Annotated in this window: 18 protein-coding genes, 1 tRNA gene and 1 riboswitch; of the genes, 10 read left to right on the forward strand and 9 right to left on the reverse strand. The window is 64.2% G+C overall.

Features of this window, described 5'->3' with window-relative positions; genetic code table 11:
* Positions 1 to 64: 64 nt before the first annotated feature.
* Positions 65 to 403, reverse strand: coding sequence for a P-II family nitrogen regulator (locus F624_RS0115935; protein WP_019575320.1), 339 nt, complete (start codon positions 401 to 403; stop codon positions 65 to 67).
* Positions 404 to 464: 61 nt separating this feature from the next.
* Positions 465 to 2,138, reverse strand: coding sequence for an NAD+ synthase (locus tag F624_RS0115940; protein WP_031255229.1), 1,674 nt, complete (start codon positions 2,136 to 2,138; stop codon positions 465 to 467).
* Between the two features lie 85 nt (positions 2,139 to 2,223).
* Here F624_RS0115940 and F624_RS0115945 point away from each other — a divergent pair, with 85 nt between their 5' ends.
* Positions 2,224 to 3,390 carry a GNAT family N-acetyltransferase gene (locus F624_RS0115945; protein ID WP_019575322.1) on the forward strand — a complete coding sequence of 389 codons (1,167 nt, stop codon included), beginning with the start codon at positions 2,224 to 2,226 and terminating at the stop codon, positions 3,388 to 3,390.
* Between the two features lie 38 nt (positions 3,391 to 3,428).
* On the opposite strand, the gene F624_RS0115950 is transcribed toward F624_RS0115945, so the two are convergent.
* Together F624_RS0115950 and ppa are read right to left on the reverse strand one after the other, a co-directional pair.
* On the reverse strand, positions 3,429 to 5,198 hold the full coding sequence (locus tag F624_RS0115950) for a methyl-accepting chemotaxis protein (protein WP_019575323.1): 1,770 nt from the start codon (positions 5,196 to 5,198) through the stop codon (positions 3,429 to 3,431).
* A 273-nt stretch (positions 5,199 to 5,471) separates the two neighbouring features.
* Positions 5,472 to 6,005 (reverse strand): inorganic diphosphatase, encoded by a 534-nt coding sequence (gene ppa, locus F624_RS0115955; RefSeq protein WP_019575324.1) that lies wholly within the window; start codon positions 6,003 to 6,005, stop codon positions 5,472 to 5,474.
* A gap of 258 nt (positions 6,006 to 6,263) precedes the next feature.
* On the opposite strand from ppa, the gene F624_RS0115960 reads away from it, so the two are divergent.
* Positions 6,264 to 8,324 (forward strand): sodium-translocating pyrophosphatase, encoded by a 2,061-nt coding sequence (locus F624_RS0115960; protein ID WP_019575325.1) that lies wholly within the window; start codon positions 6,264 to 6,266, stop codon positions 8,322 to 8,324.
* A gap of 128 nt (positions 8,325 to 8,452) precedes the next feature.
* Positions 8,453 to 8,529 (forward strand) — tRNA-Pro (locus tag F624_RS0115965).
* A gap of 130 nt (positions 8,530 to 8,659) precedes the next feature.
* On the opposite strand, the gene F624_RS0115970 is transcribed toward F624_RS0115965, so the two are convergent.
* Positions 8,660 to 9,091 (reverse strand): polymer-forming cytoskeletal protein, encoded by a 432-nt coding sequence (locus F624_RS0115970; protein WP_019575326.1) that lies wholly within the window; start codon positions 9,089 to 9,091, stop codon positions 8,660 to 8,662.
* A 349-nt stretch (positions 9,092 to 9,440) separates the two neighbouring features.
* On the reverse strand, positions 9,441 to 9,740 hold the full coding sequence (locus F624_RS0115975) for a hypothetical protein (RefSeq protein WP_157443487.1): 300 nt from the start codon (positions 9,738 to 9,740) through the stop codon (positions 9,441 to 9,443).
* A gap of 1,084 nt (positions 9,741 to 10,824) precedes the next feature.
* On the opposite strand from F624_RS0115975, the gene F624_RS0115980 reads away from it, so the two are divergent.
* From F624_RS0115980 to F624_RS0116010, 7 genes are all read left to right on the forward strand, one after another.
* Positions 10,825 to 12,015, forward strand: a complete 1,191-nt coding sequence (locus tag F624_RS0115980) for an ABC transporter substrate-binding protein (RefSeq protein WP_019575328.1) — start codon at positions 10,825 to 10,827, stop codon at positions 12,013 to 12,015.
* Between the two features lie 228 nt (positions 12,016 to 12,243).
* Positions 12,244 to 12,804 (forward strand): LysE family translocator, encoded by a 561-nt coding sequence (locus F624_RS0115985; protein WP_245573646.1) that lies wholly within the window; start codon positions 12,244 to 12,246, stop codon positions 12,802 to 12,804.
* Between the two features lie 26 nt (positions 12,805 to 12,830).
* Positions 12,831 to 13,694: a branched-chain amino acid ABC transporter permease gene (locus tag F624_RS0115990; RefSeq protein WP_019575330.1), complete on the forward strand. Its 864-nt coding sequence runs from the start codon at positions 12,831 to 12,833 to the stop codon at positions 13,692 to 13,694.
* Positions 13,695 to 13,770: 76 nt separating this feature from the next.
* Entirely contained in the window at positions 13,771 to 14,784 is a 1,014-nt protein-coding gene (locus F624_RS0115995; RefSeq protein WP_019575331.1) for a branched-chain amino acid ABC transporter permease, read from the forward strand.
* A 26-nt stretch (positions 14,785 to 14,810) separates the two neighbouring features.
* Positions 14,811 to 15,545 carry an ABC transporter ATP-binding protein gene (locus F624_RS0116000; protein WP_031255234.1) on the forward strand — a complete coding sequence of 245 codons (735 nt, stop codon included), beginning with the start codon at positions 14,811 to 14,813 and terminating at the stop codon, positions 15,543 to 15,545.
* Positions 15,542 to 16,264 carry an ABC transporter ATP-binding protein gene (locus tag F624_RS0116005; RefSeq protein ID WP_019575333.1) on the forward strand — a complete coding sequence of 241 codons (723 nt, stop codon included), beginning with the start codon at positions 15,542 to 15,544 and terminating at the stop codon, positions 16,262 to 16,264. The genes F624_RS0116000 and F624_RS0116005 overlap by 4 nt, the downstream gene beginning before the upstream one ends.
* 115 nt (positions 16,265 to 16,379) lie before the next feature.
* Complete coding sequence (locus F624_RS0116010; protein WP_031255236.1) at positions 16,380 to 16,832, forward strand: hypothetical protein; 453 nt, start codon at positions 16,380 to 16,382, stop codon at positions 16,830 to 16,832.
* A 63-nt stretch (positions 16,833 to 16,895) separates the two neighbouring features.
* Here F624_RS0116010 and F624_RS0116015 read toward each other — a convergent pair whose 3' ends face one another.
* The 3 genes from F624_RS0116015 to hutG all read right to left on the reverse strand — a co-directional run bounded on the left by F624_RS0116015 (position 16,896) and on the right by hutG (position 21,531).
* Positions 16,896 to 19,196 (reverse strand): putative Ig domain-containing protein, encoded by a 2,301-nt coding sequence (locus F624_RS0116015; protein WP_051107419.1) that lies wholly within the window; start codon positions 19,194 to 19,196, stop codon positions 16,896 to 16,898.
* Between the two features lie 198 nt (positions 19,197 to 19,394).
* A riboswitch (cyclic di-GMP riboswitch) is annotated at positions 19,395 to 19,480 on the reverse strand.
* A 152-nt stretch (positions 19,481 to 19,632) separates the two neighbouring features.
* Positions 19,633 to 20,616 carry an acrylyl-CoA reductase (NADPH) gene (gene acuI, locus F624_RS0116020; protein WP_019575336.1) on the reverse strand — a complete coding sequence of 328 codons (984 nt, stop codon included), beginning with the start codon at positions 20,614 to 20,616 and terminating at the stop codon, positions 19,633 to 19,635.
* A gap of 99 nt (positions 20,617 to 20,715) precedes the next feature.
* Positions 20,716 to 21,531, reverse strand: coding sequence for an N-formylglutamate deformylase (gene hutG / locus F624_RS0116025; RefSeq protein ID WP_019575337.1), 816 nt, complete (start codon positions 21,529 to 21,531; stop codon positions 20,716 to 20,718).
* Positions 21,532 to 21,541 lie beyond the last annotated feature (10 nt).

Raw genomic sequence — 21,541 nt, forward strand, 5'->3', positions numbered from 1 at the left:
GAGCACCGGGCCGAATCGAGAGAAATCCAGGGAGCTTTCCGCAACACCTGGATGGTCATTTCACTCAGACAGCAGATTCATCCTGCTCGCCCGTGCGGATGCGCACGACGCGCTCCACCGCGGTGATGAAGATCTTGCCGTCACCGATCTTGCCGGTACGGGCCACGCGGACGATGGCATCCACGCAGCGCTCGACATCGTCACCCTTGACGACCACTTCGATTTTGACCTTGGGCAGGAAATCCACCACATACTCAGCACCGCGGTAAAGCTCGGTATGGCCCTTCTGGCGCCCAAAGCCCTTCACCTCGGTCACGGTCAGGCCGGTCACGCCGCACTCGGCCAAAGCTTCACGCACCTCTTCCAACTTGAAGGGCTTGATGATGGCTGTGATTTGTTTCATGGGTTCTCCTGTGTTCATGTTTTGTGGATTCGTCGCCTGAGCCCGCCCAGGCCAACAGAGCTCATGCCCTGAAGTGACTGGTGATAGGGTAACGCCAATCCTTGCCGAAACTGCGATGGGTCACGCGAATGCCCACGGGCGACTGGCGTCGCTTGTACTCATTGATCTTGATCAGGCGGGTCACGCGCTCGACATCGGCCCGCTCAAACCCCGCGGCGACCAGACTGTCGATGGACTCATCGTTTTCCATGTAGCGCTCGATGATCGCGTCCAGCACCTCGTAAGGGGGCAGGCTGTCCTGATCCTTCTGGTCAGGCCGCAACTCCGCACTGGGCGGACGGGTGATGATGCGCTCAGGAATCGGATCGAGCCCGGTGCCATAGGGGTCGTGCGCATTGCGCCAGCGGGCCAACTCGAACACCAGCGTCTTGGCCACGTCCTTGATCACCGCAAAACCGCCCGCCATGTCGCCATACAGTGTGCAGTAGCCCGTGGCCATCTCGCTCTTGTTGCCCGTGGTCAGCACAATGGAGCCAAACTTGTTGGACAGCGCCATCAGCAAGGTACCACGGATGCGCGCCTGGATGTTCTCCTCGGTGGTGTCTTCAGCCAGCCCGGCAAACTCGGCCTTCAGAGAGGCCTTGAACGCCTCGAATTCCGGCACGATCGAGATCTCGTCGTAGCGAACACCAAGCCGCTTGGCCATGTCGCGCGCATCAATCCAGGAGATGTCGGCCGTGTAGGGTGAGGGCATCATCACCGCACGCACCTTGTCGGGCCCCAGCGCATCCACGGCGATGGCCAGGACCAGCGCCGAATCAATGCCGCCCGACAGCCCCAGCAGCACCCCTGGGAACCGGTTCTTGCCGATGTAGTCGCGCACGCCTGTGACCAGCGCCTCCCACAGCTCCTCCAGGTCGGAGGGCATCGGCGCAAGAGGCTCAGCCGGCGCCTGCCAAACCAGATCAACGCCGTCGCGCTGCAGTGTCAAGCTCAGCAGGCTCTCCCGGAAACTCGGCGCCTGGGCCATGCGCGAACCATCGGCCTGCAAGGCAAAGGAGGAGCCATCGAACACCACTTCATCCTGCCCGCCCACCAAATGGGCATAGACCAGCGGCAATTTCACGGCACGCGCACATTCAGCCATGCGGGCCATGCGTTCGACCGACTTACCCACGTGGAAAGGCGAAGCGTTGATCACCGCCAGAACCTCAGCGCCGGCTTCCAGGCTGGTGCGGGCCGGCGCGTCAAACCAGGCGTCCTCGCAAATGAGCAGCCCCACACGCACGCCTTGCACCTCGAACACACAGGGCCGATCGCCCGGTGTGAAATACCGCCGCTCATCAAACACCTGGTAGTTGGGCAACTCACGCTTGGCATAGGTGGCCAGCACCTGCCCCTCGCTGAGCACGCTGGCCGCATTGAAGCGGTGCGACACGGACACGGAGCGGGCCCGCTCATGATCCCCCGCGGGGTGACCGACCACCACACACAAACCCTTTAACCCGGCCAGAGCCTGGGCCACTTGTTTCACGGCATCATCGCAAGCGGCCATGAAGGCGGGCCGCAGGTACAAGTCTTCGGCGGCGTACCCGCAGATGGACAACTCAGGCGTCAACACCAGCCTAGCCCCCTGCGCATAGGCCTGCTGGGCTGCTTCGATGATCTTGCGCGCATTGCCGGGCATGTCACCGACGACGAAATTGAGCTGAACGACGCAGATTTGAAGAGTCATGAGAACAAAGGTGGCGGTGATGGCAGAGCGTGACAACCAGACCGGCAGCCGGGGGCTTGAGCCAACGCCCGGGGCCAGCGGGGCCATGCCCCTGAATGAGAAAGATTATCTCATCCGGGTCATGGACTCGCTGGTGGAGATGCCCCAAACCCCTTGGAATCAATTGCTGGCGCAACAAGCCCATGCCACACCCTTCATGCGGCATGAATACCTGCTTGCACTCGAACGCAGCGGCAGCGCCTCACCCCGCACCGGCTGGTCACCTCAGGTGATCACGTTATGGCAAGGCCCAACACTGCAAGCGGCCTGTGTGGTCTACCTCAAGACCCACTCGTATGGCGAATATGTCTTTGACTGGTCATGGGCCAACGCCTACCAGCAGCACGGTCTGGCCTACTACCCCAAGGCCGTGCTGGCCGTGCCATTCACGCCGGTGCCAGGCACCCGGCTGATGGCCAGCAGCCCAGAGTGGCGCCAGCAACTGCTTGAAACAGCCTTGGCGCATTGCCAGAAGATGAGGCTGTCCTCATTGCACCTGCTCTTTGGCAGTCAAGAGGATGTACAAACCAGCCAAGCGCTGGGTCTGATGACCCGGCACACCCTGCAGTTTCACTGGTCCAACCAGGGCTACCGCGACTTCGACCACTTCCTGGCCCAGCTCAGCCAGGAAAAACGGAAAAAGATCCGACAGGAGCGGCGCAAGGTTCACGCTGAGGGCGTGACCTTCAGATCAGCAAGAGGCGCCGCCATCAGCCCCAGCGATTGGGCTTTCTTTTACCGCTGTTACGAGCGCACCTACCTGGAGCACGGCAACCCGCCTTATCTGACACCCGAATTCTTCAAGCAGCAAGCCGAGCACCAAGCGGAAAGTTGGTTGATGTTCATTGCACAACGCCAGGGACAGCCGATGGCCGCCAGCCTGATTGCCCTGCAGGACGAGGAACAGGGCAAGCGGACGGCCTACGGGCGCTATTGGGGGGCACTGGAGCGCGTCGATTGCCTGCACTTCGAGGCTTGCTACTACCAACCGCTGCAGTGGTGCATCGAAAACGGCTTTGACTGCTTCGAGGGCGGCGCCCAAGGGGAGCACAAGATGGCCAGGGCCTTGCTACCCACCGATACCCAGAGCACCCACTGGCTGGCGCACCCGGCCTTCGCAGAAGCGGTGCAAGACTTTCTTCAGCGCGAGGGGGCCGGCATGGAGAACTACATGCAGGACCTGCAGAAACACACCCCCTTCAAGGCACCCTAAAGCCAATACGGCCGGCCAGAAACGACTGGCCCGTCAGATCAGAAGGTTTCCCAGTCATCGTCTGACCCTGCCTTGGCGGGGGCAGCAGGCGCGCTGCCACCAGGCGCCCGCAGGCTGGGTGTCGATGCGGCCGGCTTGGCCTGCGCCACCCGCTTGGGAGCTGGTGTCGGGTGTGGGGCAGCGACGGCCTTGGGTGCTGTGGCGTGGCGCAAGGGCGCGGCCACCGGCATGCTGGGCGCCGCAGGCGCACTGGCATGGCCGTCGCCGACCAGCTTGAACACCGCCACGGCGCGAACCAGCTCCTGGGCCTGCGAGGTCAAGGCACCGGCCGCCGCTGCGGATTGCTCCACCAACGCGGCATTCTGCTGCGTGGCCTGATCCATCTGGGTCACCGCCTCACTCACCTGCGACACCCCGGCACTCTGCTCTGAGCTGGCGGAACTGATCTCGCCCATGATGTCGGTCACCCGGCGGATCGAGCCCACCACCTCGCTCATGGTGGTGCCCGCGCGGTCAACCAAGGCCGTTCCCTGCTCCACCCGCTCGACGCTGGCACTGATCAGGCTCTTGATCTCCTTGGCGGCTTCAGCACTGCGCTGGGCCAGGCTGCGCACCTCACCGGCTACCACCGCAAAACCCCGGCCTTGCTCGCCAGCACGGGCAGCCTCGACTGCCGCGTTGAGCGCCAGGATGTTGGTCTGGAAAGCAATCCCGTCGATCACCCCGATGATGTCGGAGATCTTGCGTGAGCTTTCATTGATGCCCTTCATGGTGTCCACCACCTCGGCCACCACCTCGCCCCCCTGGGTTGCCACCGTGGAGGCATTCAGCGCCAGCTGGTTGGCTGCGCGCGCATTGTCGGCATTCTGGCGAACCGTGGAGCCCAGTTCCTCCATCGAGGCCGCGGTTTCTTCCAGGGCCGAAGCCTGTTGTTCGGTCCGGGCTGACAGGTCGTTGTTGCCCTGGGCAATCTCCATGCTGGCGTTGGCAACGCCGTCGGCGCCACGCCGGACCCCCGAAACCACCTGCGACAAAGATTCGCGCATGTCCTCCAGTGCATGCAACAAATCGCCCACCTCGTCCCGGCCCTTGGCCGCGATGGCAAACGCCAGATTGCCCGCAGAAATCTGCTTGGCAGCCTGGACAGCTTCGGCCAGCGGCGCCGTGATCAAACGCGTGATCACCCAACCCAGCACCGAAGCGGCCACCACAACGAAGACCAGCACCGCGATCAACAAGGCCCGCGAAGCAGAAAACGAGGCCTCCGCATCGGCACTGGCAGTGCGTGCCCCCTCACCGTTGAGTTGCGCCAGCTTGTCGATGGCCTCGACCATGGCCGCAAACGCGGTCTCCGACTCACCTTCGTAATACTGAACCGTGGCCGCCATGTTGCCCGTGTTGGCAAAATTGCTCAGCCGTGTCTGGGTGGCCCAGAAGGCATCGCGCTGCACCTTGTACTGGTTGAAAAGCTCGGTCTCACGCCCGGGCGTGACCATCGCGCCGTAGCGAGACTCGTGCTTGGAAAACAAAGCCTTCAACTCGGTGGCGTTCTTGGTCTGCACCTCCAGATCATGCGGAGAGGATGCAGAGGCCATGCGCCCTTCGGCTCGACGCATGCGGTTGAGCGCGATGCGCATGTCGCCCAGCGACTCGATGCTGGGCAGCCAGTTGCCCGCGATGTCCTGGGTGTTCGAGTTGATGTGTGAGAGCTGCGTCAATGCCACCGCCCCCAAAAGCAAAGTGCTCAGCACCAGCACGAAAAACGATGCGCCCAGCTTGTAACCGATACGCCAATTGTTGAAACCCATACGCTCCTCACGCGGTCAAGTGATCGAACCTTGATCGTTTCCACCTACGACCTCCGCCTGATTGTCAATTTTTATCAATTCAGGCTTTCAAATTTTCCTCGAAACAATTGGATATTGAATCCAAAAAAGCTGATTTTTTTACACATGGAAACCCGCACATCCAAGTGCCTGCTCGGCACAAACAAGCCCACCAACAAAAATGCCCGTCACCACCGGTGACGGGCATTTTTTGGCAACGACCCCAAGGTCGCTACCGCAGCGGGTTCAGAGGACTCAGGCCTGCTTGGCGAAGTTGGCCATGCCGTCCAGGATTTCCTGCTTGGCCGCGTCAACGCCTTCCCAGCCCAGCACCTTGACCCACTTGCCGGGTTCCAGGTCCTTGTAGTGCTCGAAGAAATGAGCAATCTGCTTCAGGCGCAGCGGGTTGATGTCTTCCGGCTTTTGCCAGTGGGTGTAGATCGGCAGGATCTTGTCGGTGGGCACTGCCAGGACCTTGCCATCCACGCCGCCTTCGTCTTCCATCTTCAGGATGCCGATGGGGCGGCAGGTCACCACCACACCCGGGATCAGCGGGAAGGGGGTGATCACCAGCACGTCCACCGGATCGCCATCGCCGCTGATGGTCTGCGGCACGTAGCCGTAGTTGGTCGGGTAGTGCATGGCGGTGCCCATGAAGCGGTCCACGAAGATCGCGCCAGACTCCTTGTCCACTTCGTACTTGATCGGATCCGCGTTCATCGGGATTTCGATGACCACGTTGAATGCGTCGGGGGCCTTGTCGCCTGGTTTGACTTTGTCGAGAGCCATGTTGTGTCGGTCTTGGTTAGGGTTGATCGAACGGATCGGGCCGTTATAGGGCCGTTATCGGGCCGTTGGCCGGCCGGATTAGGACCGATTTTACTTTCGCGAGCCTTGCGTGATGCAGCGCAGCAGGCGTTTTTCGGTTTCCGCCGTATATTGAAGCGTTGGCCAATCGCTGCCCCTGGGTACTGCGAGGAAGCAACGCAGCGGAGACACTCCCGGTGCGTTGTGTCTCTTCCAAGCACATTTACCAAGGAGAACAGCATGACAAACCATCCTGCGCTGATCCTGGCGCTGGCTTGCGGTGCCATCGCCGTGGCTTATGGCTTCTGGGCGCGAAGCTGGATTCTGGCCAAGGACGCCGGCAACGCACGCATGCAGGAGATCGCGGCCGCCATCCAGTCGGGCGCGGCCGCCTACCTGGCCCGTCAATACAAGACCATCGCCCTGGTTGGGCTGGTTCTGGCTGTGCTCATCGGCCTGTTTCTCGATCCGGCCTCGGCCATCGGTTTCGTGATCGGTGCCGTGCTGTCCGGCGCTTGCGGCTTCATCGGCATGAACATCTCCGTGCGTGCCAACGTTCGCACGGCCCAGGCCGCCACGCACGGCATCGGGCCCGCGCTGGATGTGGCCTTTCGCGGAGGCGCCATCACCGGAATGCTGGTGGTGGGCCTGGGGCTGCTCGGGGTGACTGGTTTTTACGTCTACCTGCTGGCCGGTGCATCGCCTGACACCCCGCTAGCCCAGCAGTTGAACCCACTGATCGGCTTTGCCTTTGGCTCGTCCTTGATCTCCATCTTTGCAAGGCTTGGCGGCGGCATCTTCACCAAAGGCGCTGACGTGGGGGCCGATCTGGTGGGCAAGGTGGAAGCCGGCATACCTGAAGATGACCCGCGCAACCCCGCGGTGATCGCCGACAACGTGGGCGACAACGTGGGTGACTGTGCCGGCATGGCGGCCGACCTGTTCGAAACCTACGCGGTCACCCTGATCGCCACCATGATGCTCGGCGCCCTGATGGTGACGCACGGCACCATCAATGCCGTGCTCTATCCACTGGCACTGGGCGCCGTGTCCATCATCGCGTCGATCATCGGCTGCTTCTTCGTGAAGGCCTCGCCCGGCATGAAGAACGTCATGCCCGCCTTGTACAAGGGCCTGGCGGTGGCTGGGGTGCTGTCGCTGGTGGCCTTCTACGGCGTGACCACCTGGCTGGTGTCCGACGATGCCATCACGGCCACCGGCAGCCAGATGCGTCTGTTCGGCGCCTGCGCCGTCGGCCTCGTGCTGACCGCGGCGCTCGTCTGGGTCACCGAGTACTACACCGGCACCCAATACCCGCCCGTGCAGCATGTGGCCCAGGCCTCCACCACGGGGCATGCCACCAACATCATCGCGGGCATCGGGGTCTCCATGCGCTCCACCGCCTGGCCGGTGATCTTTGTCTGCGCAGCCATCCTGGCGGCATATGGGTTGGCCGGCCTGTTCGGCATTGCGGTCGCCGCCACCTCGATGCTCAGCATGGCGGGCATCGTGGTCGCACTCGATGCCTACGGCCCCATCACCGACAACGCAGGCGGCATTGCCGAAATGGCAGAACTGCCCTCCTCTGTCCGCGACGTCACCGATCCGCTCGATGCAGTGGGCAACACCACCAAGGCCGTCACCAAGGGCTATGCCATCGGCTCGGCCGGCCTGGCCTCACTGGTTCTGTTTGCCGACTACACCCACAAGCTGCAGAGCTACGGTCAGAACATCAGCTTTGACCTGTCCGACCCGCTGGTGATTGTGGGCCTGTTCATCGGCGGGATGATCCCCTACCTGTTTGGCGCCATGGCCATGGAGGCGGTGGGCCGTGCCGCAGGTGCCGTGGTCGAGGAGGTGCGACGCCAGTTCAGGGAGATCAAAGGCATCATGGACGGCTCGGGTCGCCCCGAATATGGACGTGCCGTGGACATGCTGACCACGGCAGCCATCCGCGAAATGATGATCCCATCGCTGCTGCCCGTGGTCACGCCCGTGTTGGTCGGCCTGATCCTGGGGCCCAAGGCCTTGGGCGGGCTGCTCATGGGCACCATCGTCACAGGCTTGTTTGTGGCCATTTCGATGTGCACCGGCGGCGGTGCCTGGGACAACGCCAAGAAATACATCGAAGACGGCCACCATGGCGGCAAAGGGTCGGATGCCCACAAGGCAGCCGTCACCGGCGACACCGTGGGTGACCCTTACAAAGACACCGCCGGCCCGGCCGTCAACCCCTTGATCAAGATCATCAACATCGTGGCCTTGCTGATCGTGCCCCTGGTCGTCCGCCTGCACAGCTGAAACCCTGTCGTCGGCCCACAAAAACTTGCAGTTTGTCCGTGAAAGTACAGAATGGCAGCTGCTGGTGTTTGGATTCTTGTCTCAAAGAGATCAAATCACCCCAAAAGTCAGGCTACAATCACGTCAGTCGGGGCGTAGCGCAGCCTGGTAGCGCATCTGCTTTGGGAGCAGAGGGTCGTGAGTTCGAATCCCACCGCCCCGACCACTCATCCTTAAATGGGCTGCAGTCATAGAACTGCAGCCCATTTTTCATGGGCAAAAGCAAAGCACCCCCGCCACGGGCGGGCGGCAACAGTGGCGCCAATCCCAATCGTGTAACACGTCGCAGCCGATCTTCAGACCACCAAAACCGATTTCGGAACAGCGTCTGCGATCTGGGCGGGCAAGGTCTTATCAGCGCCCGCTCGTGCCGCGGTGGGCGAAGTCCCCAATCCGCACTCGATATCCCCACTCAGCTGCCCACCATCTTCAACAATCAGCTTGGCATAACGGATCTTTCCACTGACTTGCCCCGTGGCGTGGATGATCAGTTTGCCCCGCACATTGAGGCTGCCCTCGAATCGCCCCTTGATCTCGGCCAGATCGATATCTGCCGCCCCTCGGAAGGAGCCCTGCTCCGAGATCTGCATCAAGCGCGAGTCCATGGTGGCCTCCACCATGCCATCCACCACCAGGGTGTCGCAATCGGTGATCTCCACACCCTTGAGCTTGATATTGGGCCCCACGGTGAGGCGACTGCCTCCTTCGCCAGGGGCCGGCTTGACCATCGCCTCCACCGGAACAGGTGGCGAGACAGGGCTGGGGGCCGCAGGCTTGGCGGCCTGCGATGGTGTGATGCCCGCGCCAGGCTGAGCAGACGAACCGGGCTGAGTCCGGGAAGCCAGGCCGTCAGGATCACGTTTGCCAAAGAAGTTGGGTTGAATCGCCATGGAATCTCCTGAAAGGGATTCATGCTAGAGAGCGATGCCGATACATTCCAACAAATGTGAGCAACAAAAGTAACCAGATACAAAAATAACTGAAGAAATAAATAAATCAGTGCCGCTGATATTTATCAAGCAACCCCAAAGCCAGCTCGAGCACTTCTTGACCCTTTGATATGGCAATAAAAGAATATCAAAGTGTAAATATTTCGGTATCGATCAGGTAGCGAAATGGCTCTTGGGCCTCTGGATCAGAAGCCCACTGCCTCAAAGCTTCGCGGTATATCGTCCCGAAATTGCGCGCGGCCAATTGGATCAAGTCTGAATCAGCCCGCTCCAGGGCCTGAACCACGTAGATCATGAGGTGCATCACCATGGTGCGCGGGGCCTCAGGGCGATGGATACGGATGCGGCTGTTGAGGAACACCTCATAGCGCAGGCCATCGTCTGGAAGCAAACCCATGGCAATGGGCACGAAGGTTTCGAGTTTCACGCGCGTCATTCCTGAAAAATCACACCGAGACGGCGAGGCCATCGGGGGCGTCTGCTGGCCGGAAGACAGATCACGCGGCATTCGTGAACCGACCCGAAGAACCATCAACAGGGCGCGATACTAAGGGCAACGTGCTGAAAAATAGGGTTCAAATGTTTCTCGTTGTTACTTCAACAGCCCTTGAAGACGCGCTTTGAAAATACCTGTTTCATCGGCATCCCTTCGCCCTGCTGGTTTTTTCACGACAAAAGAGCCTCTGCGGCGATAGCCAGCAGCGCTCAGGTTGGATTTACGCATTGACACATTTACGCCCTGCTGCGGAAGCACTCGTGGGCGTGAACCCCGGCATGCCTGCCAGGCCTCACCTCCTGCGCCTGGATCATGGTCTTTGCCAAGCTTTTCTGGAAAAAAGCGGGCCCAGCGTCTAATGTCGGATGCGAAACACCGCTGTCACACCGCTGCAAGCCTGATTCCTGCGTCCGACTCCCTGCGCAGGCCCCGCAAGGGGTTCCACCCGGCCCTCTGGCCGGGTTTCTTTTGGGGACGATGCTCCAGACCAACCCCGGCAACGCGAGGTCCAGGCCGGTTGTGGCCCCCTGCTTCTGGTCAGGCGGGCTGACGCTTGCGGTCGCGTTCATCAAACGGCCAGATGCCAAGGGCTTGGCGCATGGGCTCGCACAGAGGGACTTGCATGAGAGAACTCCTGTAAAGACCCCTCTACAACGCGACAGCCTGCTGCCGGATGACATCGCCCCCCACAGCCCCCAAAGAGCCAGGCGTGAGGCCGATGCGGGCAGGGTTTTCACGGGCAGAAAAAATGTCTTGATCTCGATCGTTGGCAATATACTGCGTGCACAAGATGCACAGGCACTTTACTGCATACCCAGCAGATGAGCACCAAGCCACACGGTGAATCGCTTTGATTGCAGTCGCTCCAAGCGAGCCACCCGCGAATGTCCAAGCGCGCCTGCCGACTGAATGTCGACCACGGCCACTCGAACAATGCCCGTGGCTTTGGGTTCAGCAAACGCCTTGCACCGACGGTGCGCCCGATGATTTCAAAACCGACAACAGGAGACAACACATGACCTCACGCCGACTGATCCTCAGCCGCAGCGCAGCCCTGGTGGGTGCAGCGTCCAGCGGCCTGTGGCTGCCCGAACTGGCCCGAGCCCAAACCGGCAAGCTGCGCGTGGGTTTCATGCTGCCCTACACCGGCACCTATGCCCAACTGGGCGTGGCCATTGAAAACGGCGTGCGCATGGCCATCAATGAGCAAGGTGGCAAGCTCGGTGGGCGTGAGATCGAGTACTTCAAGGTCGACGATGAGTCGGAGCCCGCCAAGGGCATCGAGAACGCCAACAAGCTGGTCCAGCGCGACAAGGTGGATGTGCTGATCGGTACCGTGCACTCGGGCGTGCAGATGGGCATCCAGAAAGTGGCGCGTGACAGCGGCGTGCTCAGCCTGATCCCCAACGCCGGCGTGCACGCGGCCACCCGGGCCCTGTGTGCCCCGAACGTGTTCCGCACCAGCTTCACCAACGCCCAACCCACCCAGGCACTGGGTGCCGCCATGGTGGCACGCGGCCACAAGAAGGCGGTCTGGATCACCTGGAAGTACGCCGCCGGTGACGAGGCCTACGAGGGCTTCAAGGAGAGCTACACCAAGGCCGGCGGCACCATCGTCAAGGAGCTGGGCCTGCCCTTCCCCAACGTCGAGTTCCAGGCCCTGCTGACCGAGATCGCGGCCCTCAAGCCCGACGCCGTGGCCTGCTTCTTTGCCGGTGGCGGCGCCGCCAAGTTCATGCGCGACTACGCCGCGGCAGGTCTGAAGGGCAAGATCCCGTTGTACGGGTCAGGCTTCCTGACCGAAGGTGTGATCGAGGCCGCCGGCCCCGCTGCCGATGGCGTGATCACCACCATGCACTACAGCGATTCGCTGGACACGCCGCGCAACAAGCAGTTCCGCCTCGACTACGCCAAGACCTTCAAGATGCAGCCCGACGTGTATGCCGTTCAGGGCTACGACACCGGCCTGCTGCTGGTGCAGGGCGCCAATGCCGTCAAGGGCGACCTGAGCGGCAGCAAGCCGGCGCTGTACAAGGCGCTCGAATCGGCGGTGATCGACAGCCCGCGGGGCAAGTGGACCATGAGCCGGGCCCACAACCCGGTGCAGGACATCTATCTGCGGGTGGTCGAAAAGGGCGAGAACAAGGTGCTCGGTGTGGCGGCCAAGGCCCTGGCCGACAGCGGCGCGGGTTGCCGGCTGGGTTGATCCGGCAGAGGCGGCCTGCCCACAGGGGCGCGGTATTTGCAAGAATGACGTGACCAGCGCTCTGATTGGAGCGCCGGCCAGTCCTTCGTGCGCCTGCCCCCTGGGGCCACGACCCGTGCTTGCCTCATTCTTGTTCCACCCATCACCATGACCCTCAGCACCTTTTTGCTCTACCTTGCCGCTGTCGCCCTGCTTGTGTTGTCGCCCGGCCCTACGATGCTCATGTGCATGACCAACTCGCTGCAGCATGGCCCGCGCCGCGCCCTGGCCTCGGTGGCCGGCAGTGTCACTGCCGTGTTCGGCGTGATGCTGCTCTCGGCACTGGGCCTGGGGGCCCTGCTGGCGGCTTCGGAAACCGCTTTCCTGGTCCTCAAGAGCGTGGGCGCGGCCTACCTGATCTGGCTGGGCATCAAGACCTTTCGCAGCCGCGCCACCGTGTTTGCCCCCCAGGCCACCGACCCGGACGGCCAACGCCGCCCGCAATCCTATGCCCGTCTCTACCTGCAAGGCCTGATGGTGGGCGGCAGCAACCCCAAGGCCATTCTGTTCTTCACGGCCTTCTTTCCGCAGTTCATCAACCCGACCGCCAGCTTTCTGCCGCAATTCAGCCTGCTGGCCGGCACCTTCGTGAGCTTTGAATTCACCGTGCTCTCGGGCTGCGCCCTGGGCGTGGCCCGGCTGGCGCCGGCCCTGCGCTCGAGCAGCCGCATGCAGTGGTTCAACCGCGTCTCGGGCGGCCTGTTCACCCTGATGGGTGGCCTGCTGCTGATGTCGCGCCGCCACACCTGATTCCACCCTCACTCCACCGCCCTGCCATGGACCTTGCCAACCTTCTGATCCAGTTGCTCAACAGCGTGCAGTACGGTCTGCTGCTGTTCATGCTGGCAGCCGGCCTGACCCTCATCTTCGGCATCATGGGCGTGGTCAATCTGGCCCACGGCAGCTTCTACATGCTGGGGGCCTACCTGGCTTGGTGGCTCAGCGCCCAGGTCGGCAGCCTGCCGCTGGCCATCGTGCTCGGGGCTCTGCTGTCGGTGGCGCTGGGCCTGGCGCTCGAATGGCTGCTGTTTCGCCACTTCTACCAGCGTGACCACCTGGACCAGGTGTTGCTGACCTTCGGCCTGATCTATGTGTTTGAAGAACTGCGCTCGCTGCTGTGGGGCGATGACGTGCACGGGGTGGACATCCCTCAGGCGCTCAACTGGTCGCTGCCGTTGACCGACACCCTCTCCTACCCGGCCTACCGCCTGTTCATGTCGGGCCTGTGCCTGCTGCTGGCGCTGGGCCTGTACCTGCTGATCTCGCGCACGCGGCTGGGCATGAAGATCCGGGCCGGAGCCTTCAACCGCGACATGGCCGAGTCGCTGGGCATCAACATCCGGCTGATCCATGCCATCGTGTTTGCGCTGGGCGTGGGCCTGGCCGCCGTGGCCGGCATGATCGCCGCGCCCATCGCCAGCGTCTACCCCAACATGGGCTCACAGGTGCTGATCATGTGCTTTGTGGTGGTGGTCATCGGTGGCATCGGTTCGGTGCGTGGCGCCCTGATCGCGGCCCTGCTGGTGGGCCTGGTGGACACCTTTGGCAAGGTGCTGCTGCCCCAGGTCTCGGGCATGCTGGTCTACATGCTGATGGCGGCGGTGCTGCTGTGGAAGCCCGAAGGGCTGTTCAAGCAATGAAGCCCTGGCCTCCCCACCTGAACCGCCCTGCCCCACCCTCTGCCCTACCTTCTGCCACTCGCCCGGAGCCCCGCTGATGTCTGCCCCCCGTGCCCGTCTCGAAACCCTGCCCCGCGGCCTGCAGGCCGCGCTGGCCCTGGGCCTGCTGGCCCTGCTGAGTTTCCCCTTCGTGGGCAGCGACTTCTACGTGCAGATGGTGGCACGCATGATGATCCTGGCCATCTTCGCCATGAGCCTGGACCTGCTGCAGGGCGTGACCGGCCTGGTCAGCCTGGGGCATGCGGCCTATTTCGGGCTGGCCGGCTATGCCCTGGCCTTCATCACCCCCGCAGCAGAGCCCGCCAGCCTGTGGTGGACGCTGCCGGTGGCCGTGGCGGCCTCGGCGCTGGCGGCCCTGGTGATCGGCTTCTTTGTGGTGCGCACCCATGGCATCTACTTCATCATGGTCACCATGGCCTTTGCGCAGATGGTGTTCTACCTGTTCTTCGACAACAAGGTGCTGGGCGGCTCGGATGGCCTGTACATCAACTTCAAGCCCGATGCCGCCATCGCGGGCTGGCTGCCCTTCGACCTCGAGAACAAGCTGAGCTTCTACTACTTCACGCTGTTCTTTCTGGTGGCCGTCTATGCCTTTCTGCGTCGCCTGCTCTGGAGCCCCTTCGGTCGGGCCCTGGCCGGCATCCGCATCAATGAGCACCGCATGCGTGCCATGGGCTTTGGCACCTTTGGCTACAAGCTGGCGGCCTTCACCCTGGCAGGCGCACTGGCCGGCCTGGCAGGCTACCTGTGGGGCGCCCAGAGCGGCTATGTGAACCCCGAGCTGATGGGTTTTCACATGAGCGCGCACGCCATCATGATGGTCATCCTGGGGGGCATGGGCAATTTTGCCGGTGCCATCGTCGGGGCCTTCACCTTCGAACTGCTGCTGGACCTGTTCAAGGACCTGCCCGCCATCGGCGGCTTTGACACCGGCAAGCACTGGCAACTGTGGATGGGCCTGTTCATCGTGGCGCTGATCGTGTTCGCGCCGCGGGGTCTGCTGGGCCTCACCCAGCGCCGCAGCAAAGGCACCTCTGGAGAGCAAGCGTGAATGCCACACCCCACCCCGAAGTGCTGATGAGTGCGCGCGGCCTGACCCGCCGCTTCGGCGGCCTGGCCGCCGTCAACCAGGTCGAACTCGACCTTTGGCGCAACTGCATCCATGCCGTGATCGGGCCCAACGGGGCCGGCAAGTCAACCCTGACCAACCTGCTCTCGGGCGACCTGCCCCCCAGCGACGGTCGCATCACCCTGGGCGGTCAGGACGTGACAGGCTGGTCGGCCGAACGCATCTCGCGCCAGGGCCTGGGCCGCAGCTACCAGAAGACCAACATCTTTGCCCCCTTGAGCGTGTGGGACAACATCCGCCTGGCCGCCCAGTCGCGCAGCCCCCAGCCCTGGCGCTGGCTGAAGCGGGCCGACAGCATCAGCGCCATCAACGAGCGCGCCGAGCGGGCCCTGGAGCTGGCCGGCCTGCAGCCCCGCCGCCAGGCCATCGCCGGCGCCGCCAGCCATGGCGAGCAGCGCCAGCTTGAGATCGCCATGACCCTGGCCACCGAGCCGCAGGTGCTGCTGCTCGATGAACCCCTGGCCGGCATGGGCGTGGCCGAGGCCGAACGCATCGTCGAATTGCTGCTGCGCCTCAAGCCCGGCCACGCCATGATGCTGGTCGAGCACGACATGGACGCCGTCTTCACCCTGGCCGACCGCCTGACCGTGATGGTCAACGGCCAGCGCATCGCCAGTGGCAGCCCGGCCGAGGTGCGCGCCGACCCGCTGGTGCAGTCCGCCTACCTCGGAGCCGACGAATGAGCCCCTCCACCGAACTGCTGATCCAGGCCCAGGGCCTCAACACCTACTACGGCGCCAGCCACATCCTGCGCGACCTCAGCTTCACGGTGGCGCGTGGCGAGACCATCGGCCTGATGGGCCGCAACGGCATGGGCAAGAGCACCCTGCTGAAAAGCATCATGGGCCTGGTCAAGCCGCGCTCGGGCCAGGTGAACATCACCGGCCGCGCCATGACCGGCCGTTCGCCCTACGAGGTGTCACGCCTGGGCATCGCCTACGTGCCCGAAGGGCGCGGCATCTTCGGCAACCTCAGCGTGCGAGAGAACCTGCAGATGGCGGCCCGCGCCGGCACCCGAGGCCAGCGCGACTGGACCTACGAGCGCGTGCTGGAAACCTTCCCGCGCCTGACCGAACGCCTCCACCACGGCGGCCAGCAACTCTCGGGCGGCGAACAGCAGATGCTCACCATCGGCCGCGCCCTCATGACCAACCCCGATGTGCTGATCCTCGACGAAGCCACCGAAGGTCTGGCGCCCCTGATCGCGCGCGAGATCTGGCGCATCTGCGGCCTGATCCGCGAAAGCGGCATCAGCAGCGTGATCGTCGACAAGAACTGGAAGCACGTCACCCAGATCAGCAACCGCAATGTGATCCTGGTGAAAGGCCAGGTCGCCTTCGAAGGCGGTTCCGAGCAACTGCGCACCAACCCGGCCCTGCTCGATCAGTACCTGGGCGTCTAAACCCCACGTGGCTCACAACTTGATACAGGTCGGGCGTCAACCCGCCCTGCGCGCCGCGCATTGAGCTTGCAAGCCCGCTGATCCTCCATCCTCCTGGCGGGCCTGAAAGATTGCCATGCTTTTGCGCCCACGCCGCTCCTTGCCAGGGGCCCTGCTCTTCGCCGGACTGAGCCTGCTCTTGCTCGCCCCGCCGGCCCAGGCCCAGAGCGAGGCCTACCGGCGCGGCTACGACCAGGGCTATGCCGATGGCCTGGCCGCCGCTCGCCAGGCCCCCTGGCAGACGGGCGCCGCCCCGAACTGGCCGGGCTCATACCCCGCCCCCGCAGCCCCCATCACCCTGCACGAGGCCCGCTATGGCACGGCCGAGCGGGCCTGCGATGCCCGCGCCGGCATCGCCCGGGCCCTGGCCAACCAGGCCATCCCGGTGCTCACGGTGAACAACGGCCTGTGTGGCGACCCCGCACCCAACCAGCGCAAGTTCCTGGTCCTCAGCTACAGCTGCCCTGGCCAGGGCCCGGTGCGCCAAAGCGGCTGGGAGGGGCAGCCGATGGATCTGAGCTGCCGCTGAGCCCAAAAAAATGGCGCCTGGGTTTCCCCAGGCGCCGGTCTTGCTGCACAGCGATCTGTGTGCTTACTTGGCCGTGATGGTCACCGGCATCTGCACCTGAACCGTGCGGCCAGCCGAATCCTTGACCACCACCGTCAACGTGTAGCTGCCGGTCACCGGGCTGGCCCAGTTGGCGGTCACGGTGAGGCCCGTCATCGAGAACGACATGCCCAGCGGCGCACCGGAGATCGACACCGAGACCCAGCTCACGCCCGAATCCGTGATCGTGATCGTGCCGCTGACGGCCTTGCCTGCCACGCCGGTGATGGCGGGCGCCTTGACCGACAAGCCCGTGGTCGTGGTGGTGGCGGCAGCGATCTTCACCGTGTACACCGCCTGGCCGGTCAGGCCGGTCTTGCTGTCCTTGGCGATCGCCGTCACGCTGTACGTGCCCAGCACCGGGCTGGCCCAGCTCACCACCCCCGTGCTGGCGTTCACGCTCATGCCGGTGGGCGCACCGCTCAGGCTGTAGCTCAGGGCATTGGCGCCAGTGGCGTTCACGGTAAAGGTCAGGGCCGTGCCCGGCGTGCCGTTGATGGTGGCAGCGGTCACGGTGGGGGCCACCGGCTTGGCAACGGTCACGGTGTACACGCCCTGGCCGCTGAGGCCGGTCTTGCTGTCCTTGGCCACCACGGTCACGGCGTAGGTGCCTGCCACCGGGGTGGGCCAGCTGACCACACCAGCGGTGGAGATGGTCATGCCGGACGGAGCGCCCGTCAGGCTATAGGTCACGGCATTGGGGGCCGAAGCGGACACGGTGAACGACAGGGCCGTGCCCACTTGGCCGCTGATGCTGGCCGAAGCCACCACGGGCGGGTTGGTCACCGTGGCGCCACTGAGCACACTGAGCAGGTTGCTGCCATTGGGCGTGCCCAGGCCGGTGGGGGTGTCAAAGCCGGCGTGTGCGCTGCAGGTGGCGCAAGTGCCGTTGTTGCCCGAGGTCACATCCAGGAAGGCGCCGGCATAGCTGCTGGCATTCACCGAGATCTGACCATACAACACCGCGTGCGGAGCGCCCAGAACAGCCTTGGAGGACTGAGCGCGCAAGGCGTTGGCCACCGCGACCAGCGCCGCCCATTGCGGGGTCGACATGCTGGTGCCACCGGCGCTGACCCATTGGGTGGTGCTGCTGCCCGCAGCGATCACCGCCACATACTGGCCCGTGTTGGGGTTGGCATTCATGGCCACATCCGACACGGTGCGACGCGCCACCGTGCCCAGGCCAGGCACGGCGCTGGTCTGGTAGCTGGGCAGGGCCGTGTAGGCGCTGGTGCCACCACCCGAGCCGCTCCACACCACTTCGCTGCGGCTGCCGGTGCCGCTGTAGGTCAGCGAGGTGCCGCCGACGGCCAGCACCTTGGGCGACACGGCCGGCCAGCTCACGCCAGCACCCGAGTCACCCGCCGCCGCCAGGTAAGTCATGTTGGCGGTGCTGAAGTAACTGTCGGCCGAGGCGGTCCAGTTGCCTTCGTTGGCGCCAAAACTCATCGACACCACGCCCGGGCCCATCTTGTTGGCCAGGCCCACGGCCGCCAGCAGGCTGTTCACGCTGGAATCCGGGGCTTCGATCAGCACCAGACGGGCCAGCGGCGCAATCGCGTGAGCCCATTGAACGTCCAGAGAAATCTCGGTCGCCCAGCCCGAATCGTAGGCCGGTGCCGTCGCCGTCATGGCGCCACTGGTGTTGCTGTACACCACCGACAGCTCGCAAGCCGCGCTCGACGGTGCGGCCAGCGGCAGTGTGGCGTTGGTGGCGATGGCCTTGGTGGTGCAGGTGGGCAGACCGAACTTGCTGTTGAAGGCGGCCAGCTCGGCGGCCACGTTCGGGTTGTGCATGGCGTCGACGATGTAGATCGTCTGACCAGCGCCCAACTGGGCGGCTTGCGCAGCCGTCAGGCTGGCACCCGGGGCCGGGGTGGCCGGCAGGCCATACGCAGCCCGGATCTGTGCCGGCGAGTAGGTGACCACCGCGGAGCCCGCCTTGGCGGTCGAATCATCAGACTGCACGTTGGCGGAAACCCCCAAGGCCTTGGCCTGGGTCATGGCCTCGGGCGTCAGTCGGCGGCTGCTCAGGCCGGCCAGCTCGGCGGGCACCCACTGCACGCGCGGTGCCAACTGGGCCGAAGCGCCCGAGCCGGAGGCATCCACATCGTCCGGCGCCTGCAGTTGCACCGGTGCCAGGTGGAAGCTGGGCAGCACGGTCTGTGAGGCCACCGAATCCGGCAGGGTATCGACTTCGGCCGACAGCGTGGTGGTGGCACTGACTGAGGGGCTGGCCATCGTGCCGCCATCACCGCCACCACAAGCGGCCAGCAACAGCGTCATGGCGCTCAACGCCAGGCCACAGGTGGCAGGCGCAGAACGCAAATTTTGGAATGAGATCAATGAGGCCACGGCACTCTCCGGTCAGTTGGACGGGAGGCACAGCCCTCAAAAGAAGGGGGGCGAAGACACCGGGCGGGAGGGTTGCCGGCTTCTGAAACCTGGGGATCCAGGTGGGCTTCGCAGAAGAAGCCACAGGGGCTTGGCAACCCCGCTGTCATACCCCTGAGGGCTTAGACCGGTGGCTTTGCGACCCCGGCTTTCGCACGGGTGTGCCTTTTACATGCCGCCATCTTAAGTTCATTTGTGTTTCATATCAACACATTTCGTAACACGCCGGATAAGAAATGATGAACGGAAAAGCGGAAGAAAAGCCCGTCTGTTCCCTGTATCCGCCCGACTACCGTGAAAAGCCAGGATCACCGCCCCGGTTCTGGCATCAAGCCGTTACACGCACCACCACACGCCCGCGCACCTGCCCGGCCAGCAGATCCGCCGCCACGGCGGGGGCCTGGGCCAAGGGGATTTCGCGGGTGAAGGCCTCCAGCAAGGCCGGGTCCAGATCGCGGGCCAGCCGCGCCCAGGCCTGCTGGCGCAGCGCCAGCGGAGCCATCACGCTGTCGATGCCATACAAGGTGATCCCACGCAGGATGAAGGGCGCCACGGTGGCCGGGAAATCCATGCCCCCGGCCAAGCCGCAGGCCGCCACCGCACCGCCATAGCGGGTGCCGGCGCAGGCATTGGCCAGGGTGTGGCTGCCCACGGCATCCACCACACCAGCCCAGCGCTCCTTGCCCAGCGCTTTGCCGGGCGCGGCCAGCTCGGCCCGGTCGATGACCTCGGCCGCACCGATGGATTTCAAATGCTCGGCCTCTTGCGGCCGGCCGGTCGAGGCCACGGCGCGGTAGCCCAGCCGGGCCAGCAAGGCCAGCGCCACACTGCCCACGCCGCCATTGGCCCCGGTGACCAGGATGTCACCGTCGCCCGGCTGGATGCCGTGGCGCTCCAGGGCCATCACGCACAGCATGGCGGTGTAGCCCGCGGTGCCGATGGCCATCGCCTGGCGGGCGCTGAAGGCCTCGGGCAGGCGCACCAGCCAGTCGCCCTTGACCCGGGCCACACCGGCCAGGCCACCCCAGTGGGTTTCGCCCACGCCCCAGCCATTGAGCACCACTTGATCGCCCACTTTCCAGCTGGCATGGCTGCTGGCGGTCACGGTGCCCGCGAAATCGATGCCGGGCACCATGGGAAAGCGCCGCACCACCGGCGATTGGCCGGTGATGGCCAGGCCATCCTTGTAATTGAGGGTGGACCACGCCACCTGCACGGTCACATCGCCCTCGGGCAGTTGCGCCTCGTCGATGGATTGCAACTGGGCGCGGTAGCCGGCGTCGTCCTTGGTGATCAGAATGCCTTCGAACATGGGGTCTCCTGGAGGGGTACAAGCGGCGTGGATCATGCCCCAGCTCGCACCAGCCCATCAAGCACCTGGGTTACCCCATGCTCTGCCCGAACAACCGGATCAGGCGGCCTCGGCAAAGGCCAACATGGCTTCAATCAATTGCTGCACGGTGGGCTGGATGCGGGCTGCCACCTCGGGCAGGTAGTCAAAAGGCAATGACTCTTGCATGTAGCTGCACTGGGTCATTTCCAGTTGCACCGCATGGATGTTCTGGGCCGGCTGGCCGTGATGGCGCGTGATGTGCCCGCCCTTGAAGCGCCCGTTGAGCACCGCCGTGTGCCCCGGCGCGGCCTGGGCGATGGCCAGCAGGCGCTGCGCCAGCGCCGGGTCGCAGCTGGCGCCGTCGGCGGTGCCCAGGTTCAGGTCGGGCAGCTTGCCTTCGAAGAAGCGTGGCAGCACCGAGCGGATCGAGTGCGCGTCCCACAACATGGCCACGCCGTGCGCTGCACGCAAACGCTGCAGCTCGGCCTGCAAACAGGCGTGGTACGGCGCCCACACGGCCTCGCGGCGCTGCGCGATCTCGGCTTCATCAGGGCCCTGACCATCGGCGTACAGCGGGGTGTCGTCAAAGGTGTCGACCGGGCACAAGCCGGTCACGCTCTGGCCCGGGTAGAGGCTGGCGCCGTCGGATCGGCGATTCAGATCGATCACATAGCGCGAATGGGTGGCCACCAGGATCGAGGCCCCCAGCGCGCGGGCAAAGCCATACAGCTGCTCCAGATGCCAGTCGGTGTCGGGCACCTGCCGGGCTTCGGCCGTCAGCCGCTGGGCCAGTGCGGGCGGCACATAGGTGCCCACATGGGGCATGGAGATCAGCAGCGGGCGCTGCCCCTGGTGCAGGCGGAAGGCGGGTTGGTCGGTGGTGAAAGCGGTCATGGGGAGGGCC

Source organism: Curvibacter lanceolatus ATCC 14669 (assembly GCF_000381265.1).
Classification (GTDB): Bacteria; Pseudomonadota; Gammaproteobacteria; order Burkholderiales; family Burkholderiaceae_C; genus Curvibacter; species Curvibacter lanceolatus.

Bases quoted from the DNA above. Each gene is read 5' to 3' on its own strand.
- acuI (WP_019575336.1), bottom strand. From the start codon at position 20,616: ATGTTCGAAGGCATTCTGATCACCAAGGACGACGCCGGCTACCGCGCC.
- F624_RS0115945 (WP_019575322.1), top strand. From the start codon at position 2,224: ATGCCCCTGAATGAGAAAGATTATCTCATCCGGGTCATGGACTCGCTG.
- F624_RS0115995 (WP_019575331.1), top strand. From the start codon at position 13,771: ATGTCTGCCCCCCGTGCCCGTCTCGAAACCCTGCCCCGCGGCCTGCAG.
- F624_RS0115950 (WP_019575323.1), bottom strand. From the start codon at position 5,198: ATGGGTTTCAACAATTGGCGTATCGGTTACAAGCTGGGCGCATCGTTT.
- F624_RS0115980 (WP_019575328.1), top strand. From the start codon at position 10,825: ATGACCTCACGCCGACTGATCCTCAGCCGCAGCGCAGCCCTGGTGGGT.
- F624_RS0116015 (WP_051107419.1), bottom strand. From the start codon at position 19,196: ATGACGCTGTTGCTGGCCGCTTGTGGTGGCGGTGATGGCGGCACGATG.
- F624_RS0116010 (WP_031255236.1), top strand. From the start codon at position 16,380: ATGCTTTTGCGCCCACGCCGCTCCTTGCCAGGGGCCCTGCTCTTCGCC.
- ppa (WP_019575324.1), bottom strand. From the start codon at position 6,005: ATGGCTCTCGACAAAGTCAAACCAGGCGACAAGGCCCCCGACGCATTC.
- F624_RS0115935 (WP_019575320.1), bottom strand. From the start codon at position 403: ATGAAACAAATCACAGCCATCATCAAGCCCTTCAAGTTGGAAGAGGTG.
- F624_RS0115960 (WP_019575325.1), top strand. From the start codon at position 6,264: ATGACAAACCATCCTGCGCTGATCCTGGCGCTGGCTTGCGGTGCCATC.
- F624_RS0115940 (WP_031255229.1), bottom strand. From the start codon at position 2,138: ATGACTCTTCAAATCTGCGTCGTTCAGCTCAATTTCGTCGTCGGTGAC.
- F624_RS0115985 (WP_245573646.1), top strand. From the start codon at position 12,244: ATGACCAACTCGCTGCAGCATGGCCCGCGCCGCGCCCTGGCCTCGGTG.
- F624_RS0116000 (WP_031255234.1), top strand. From the start codon at position 14,811: ATGAGTGCGCGCGGCCTGACCCGCCGCTTCGGCGGCCTGGCCGCCGTC.
- F624_RS0115970 (WP_019575326.1), bottom strand. From the start codon at position 9,091: ATGGTCAAGCCGGCCCCTGGCGAAGGAGGCAGTCGCCTCACCGTGGGG.
- F624_RS0115990 (WP_019575330.1), top strand. From the start codon at position 12,831: ATGGACCTTGCCAACCTTCTGATCCAGTTGCTCAACAGCGTGCAGTAC.
- F624_RS0116005 (WP_019575333.1), top strand. From the start codon at position 15,542: ATGAGCCCCTCCACCGAACTGCTGATCCAGGCCCAGGGCCTCAACACC.
- hutG (WP_019575337.1), bottom strand. From the start codon at position 21,531: ATGACCGCTTTCACCACCGACCAACCCGCCTTCCGCCTGCACCAGGGG.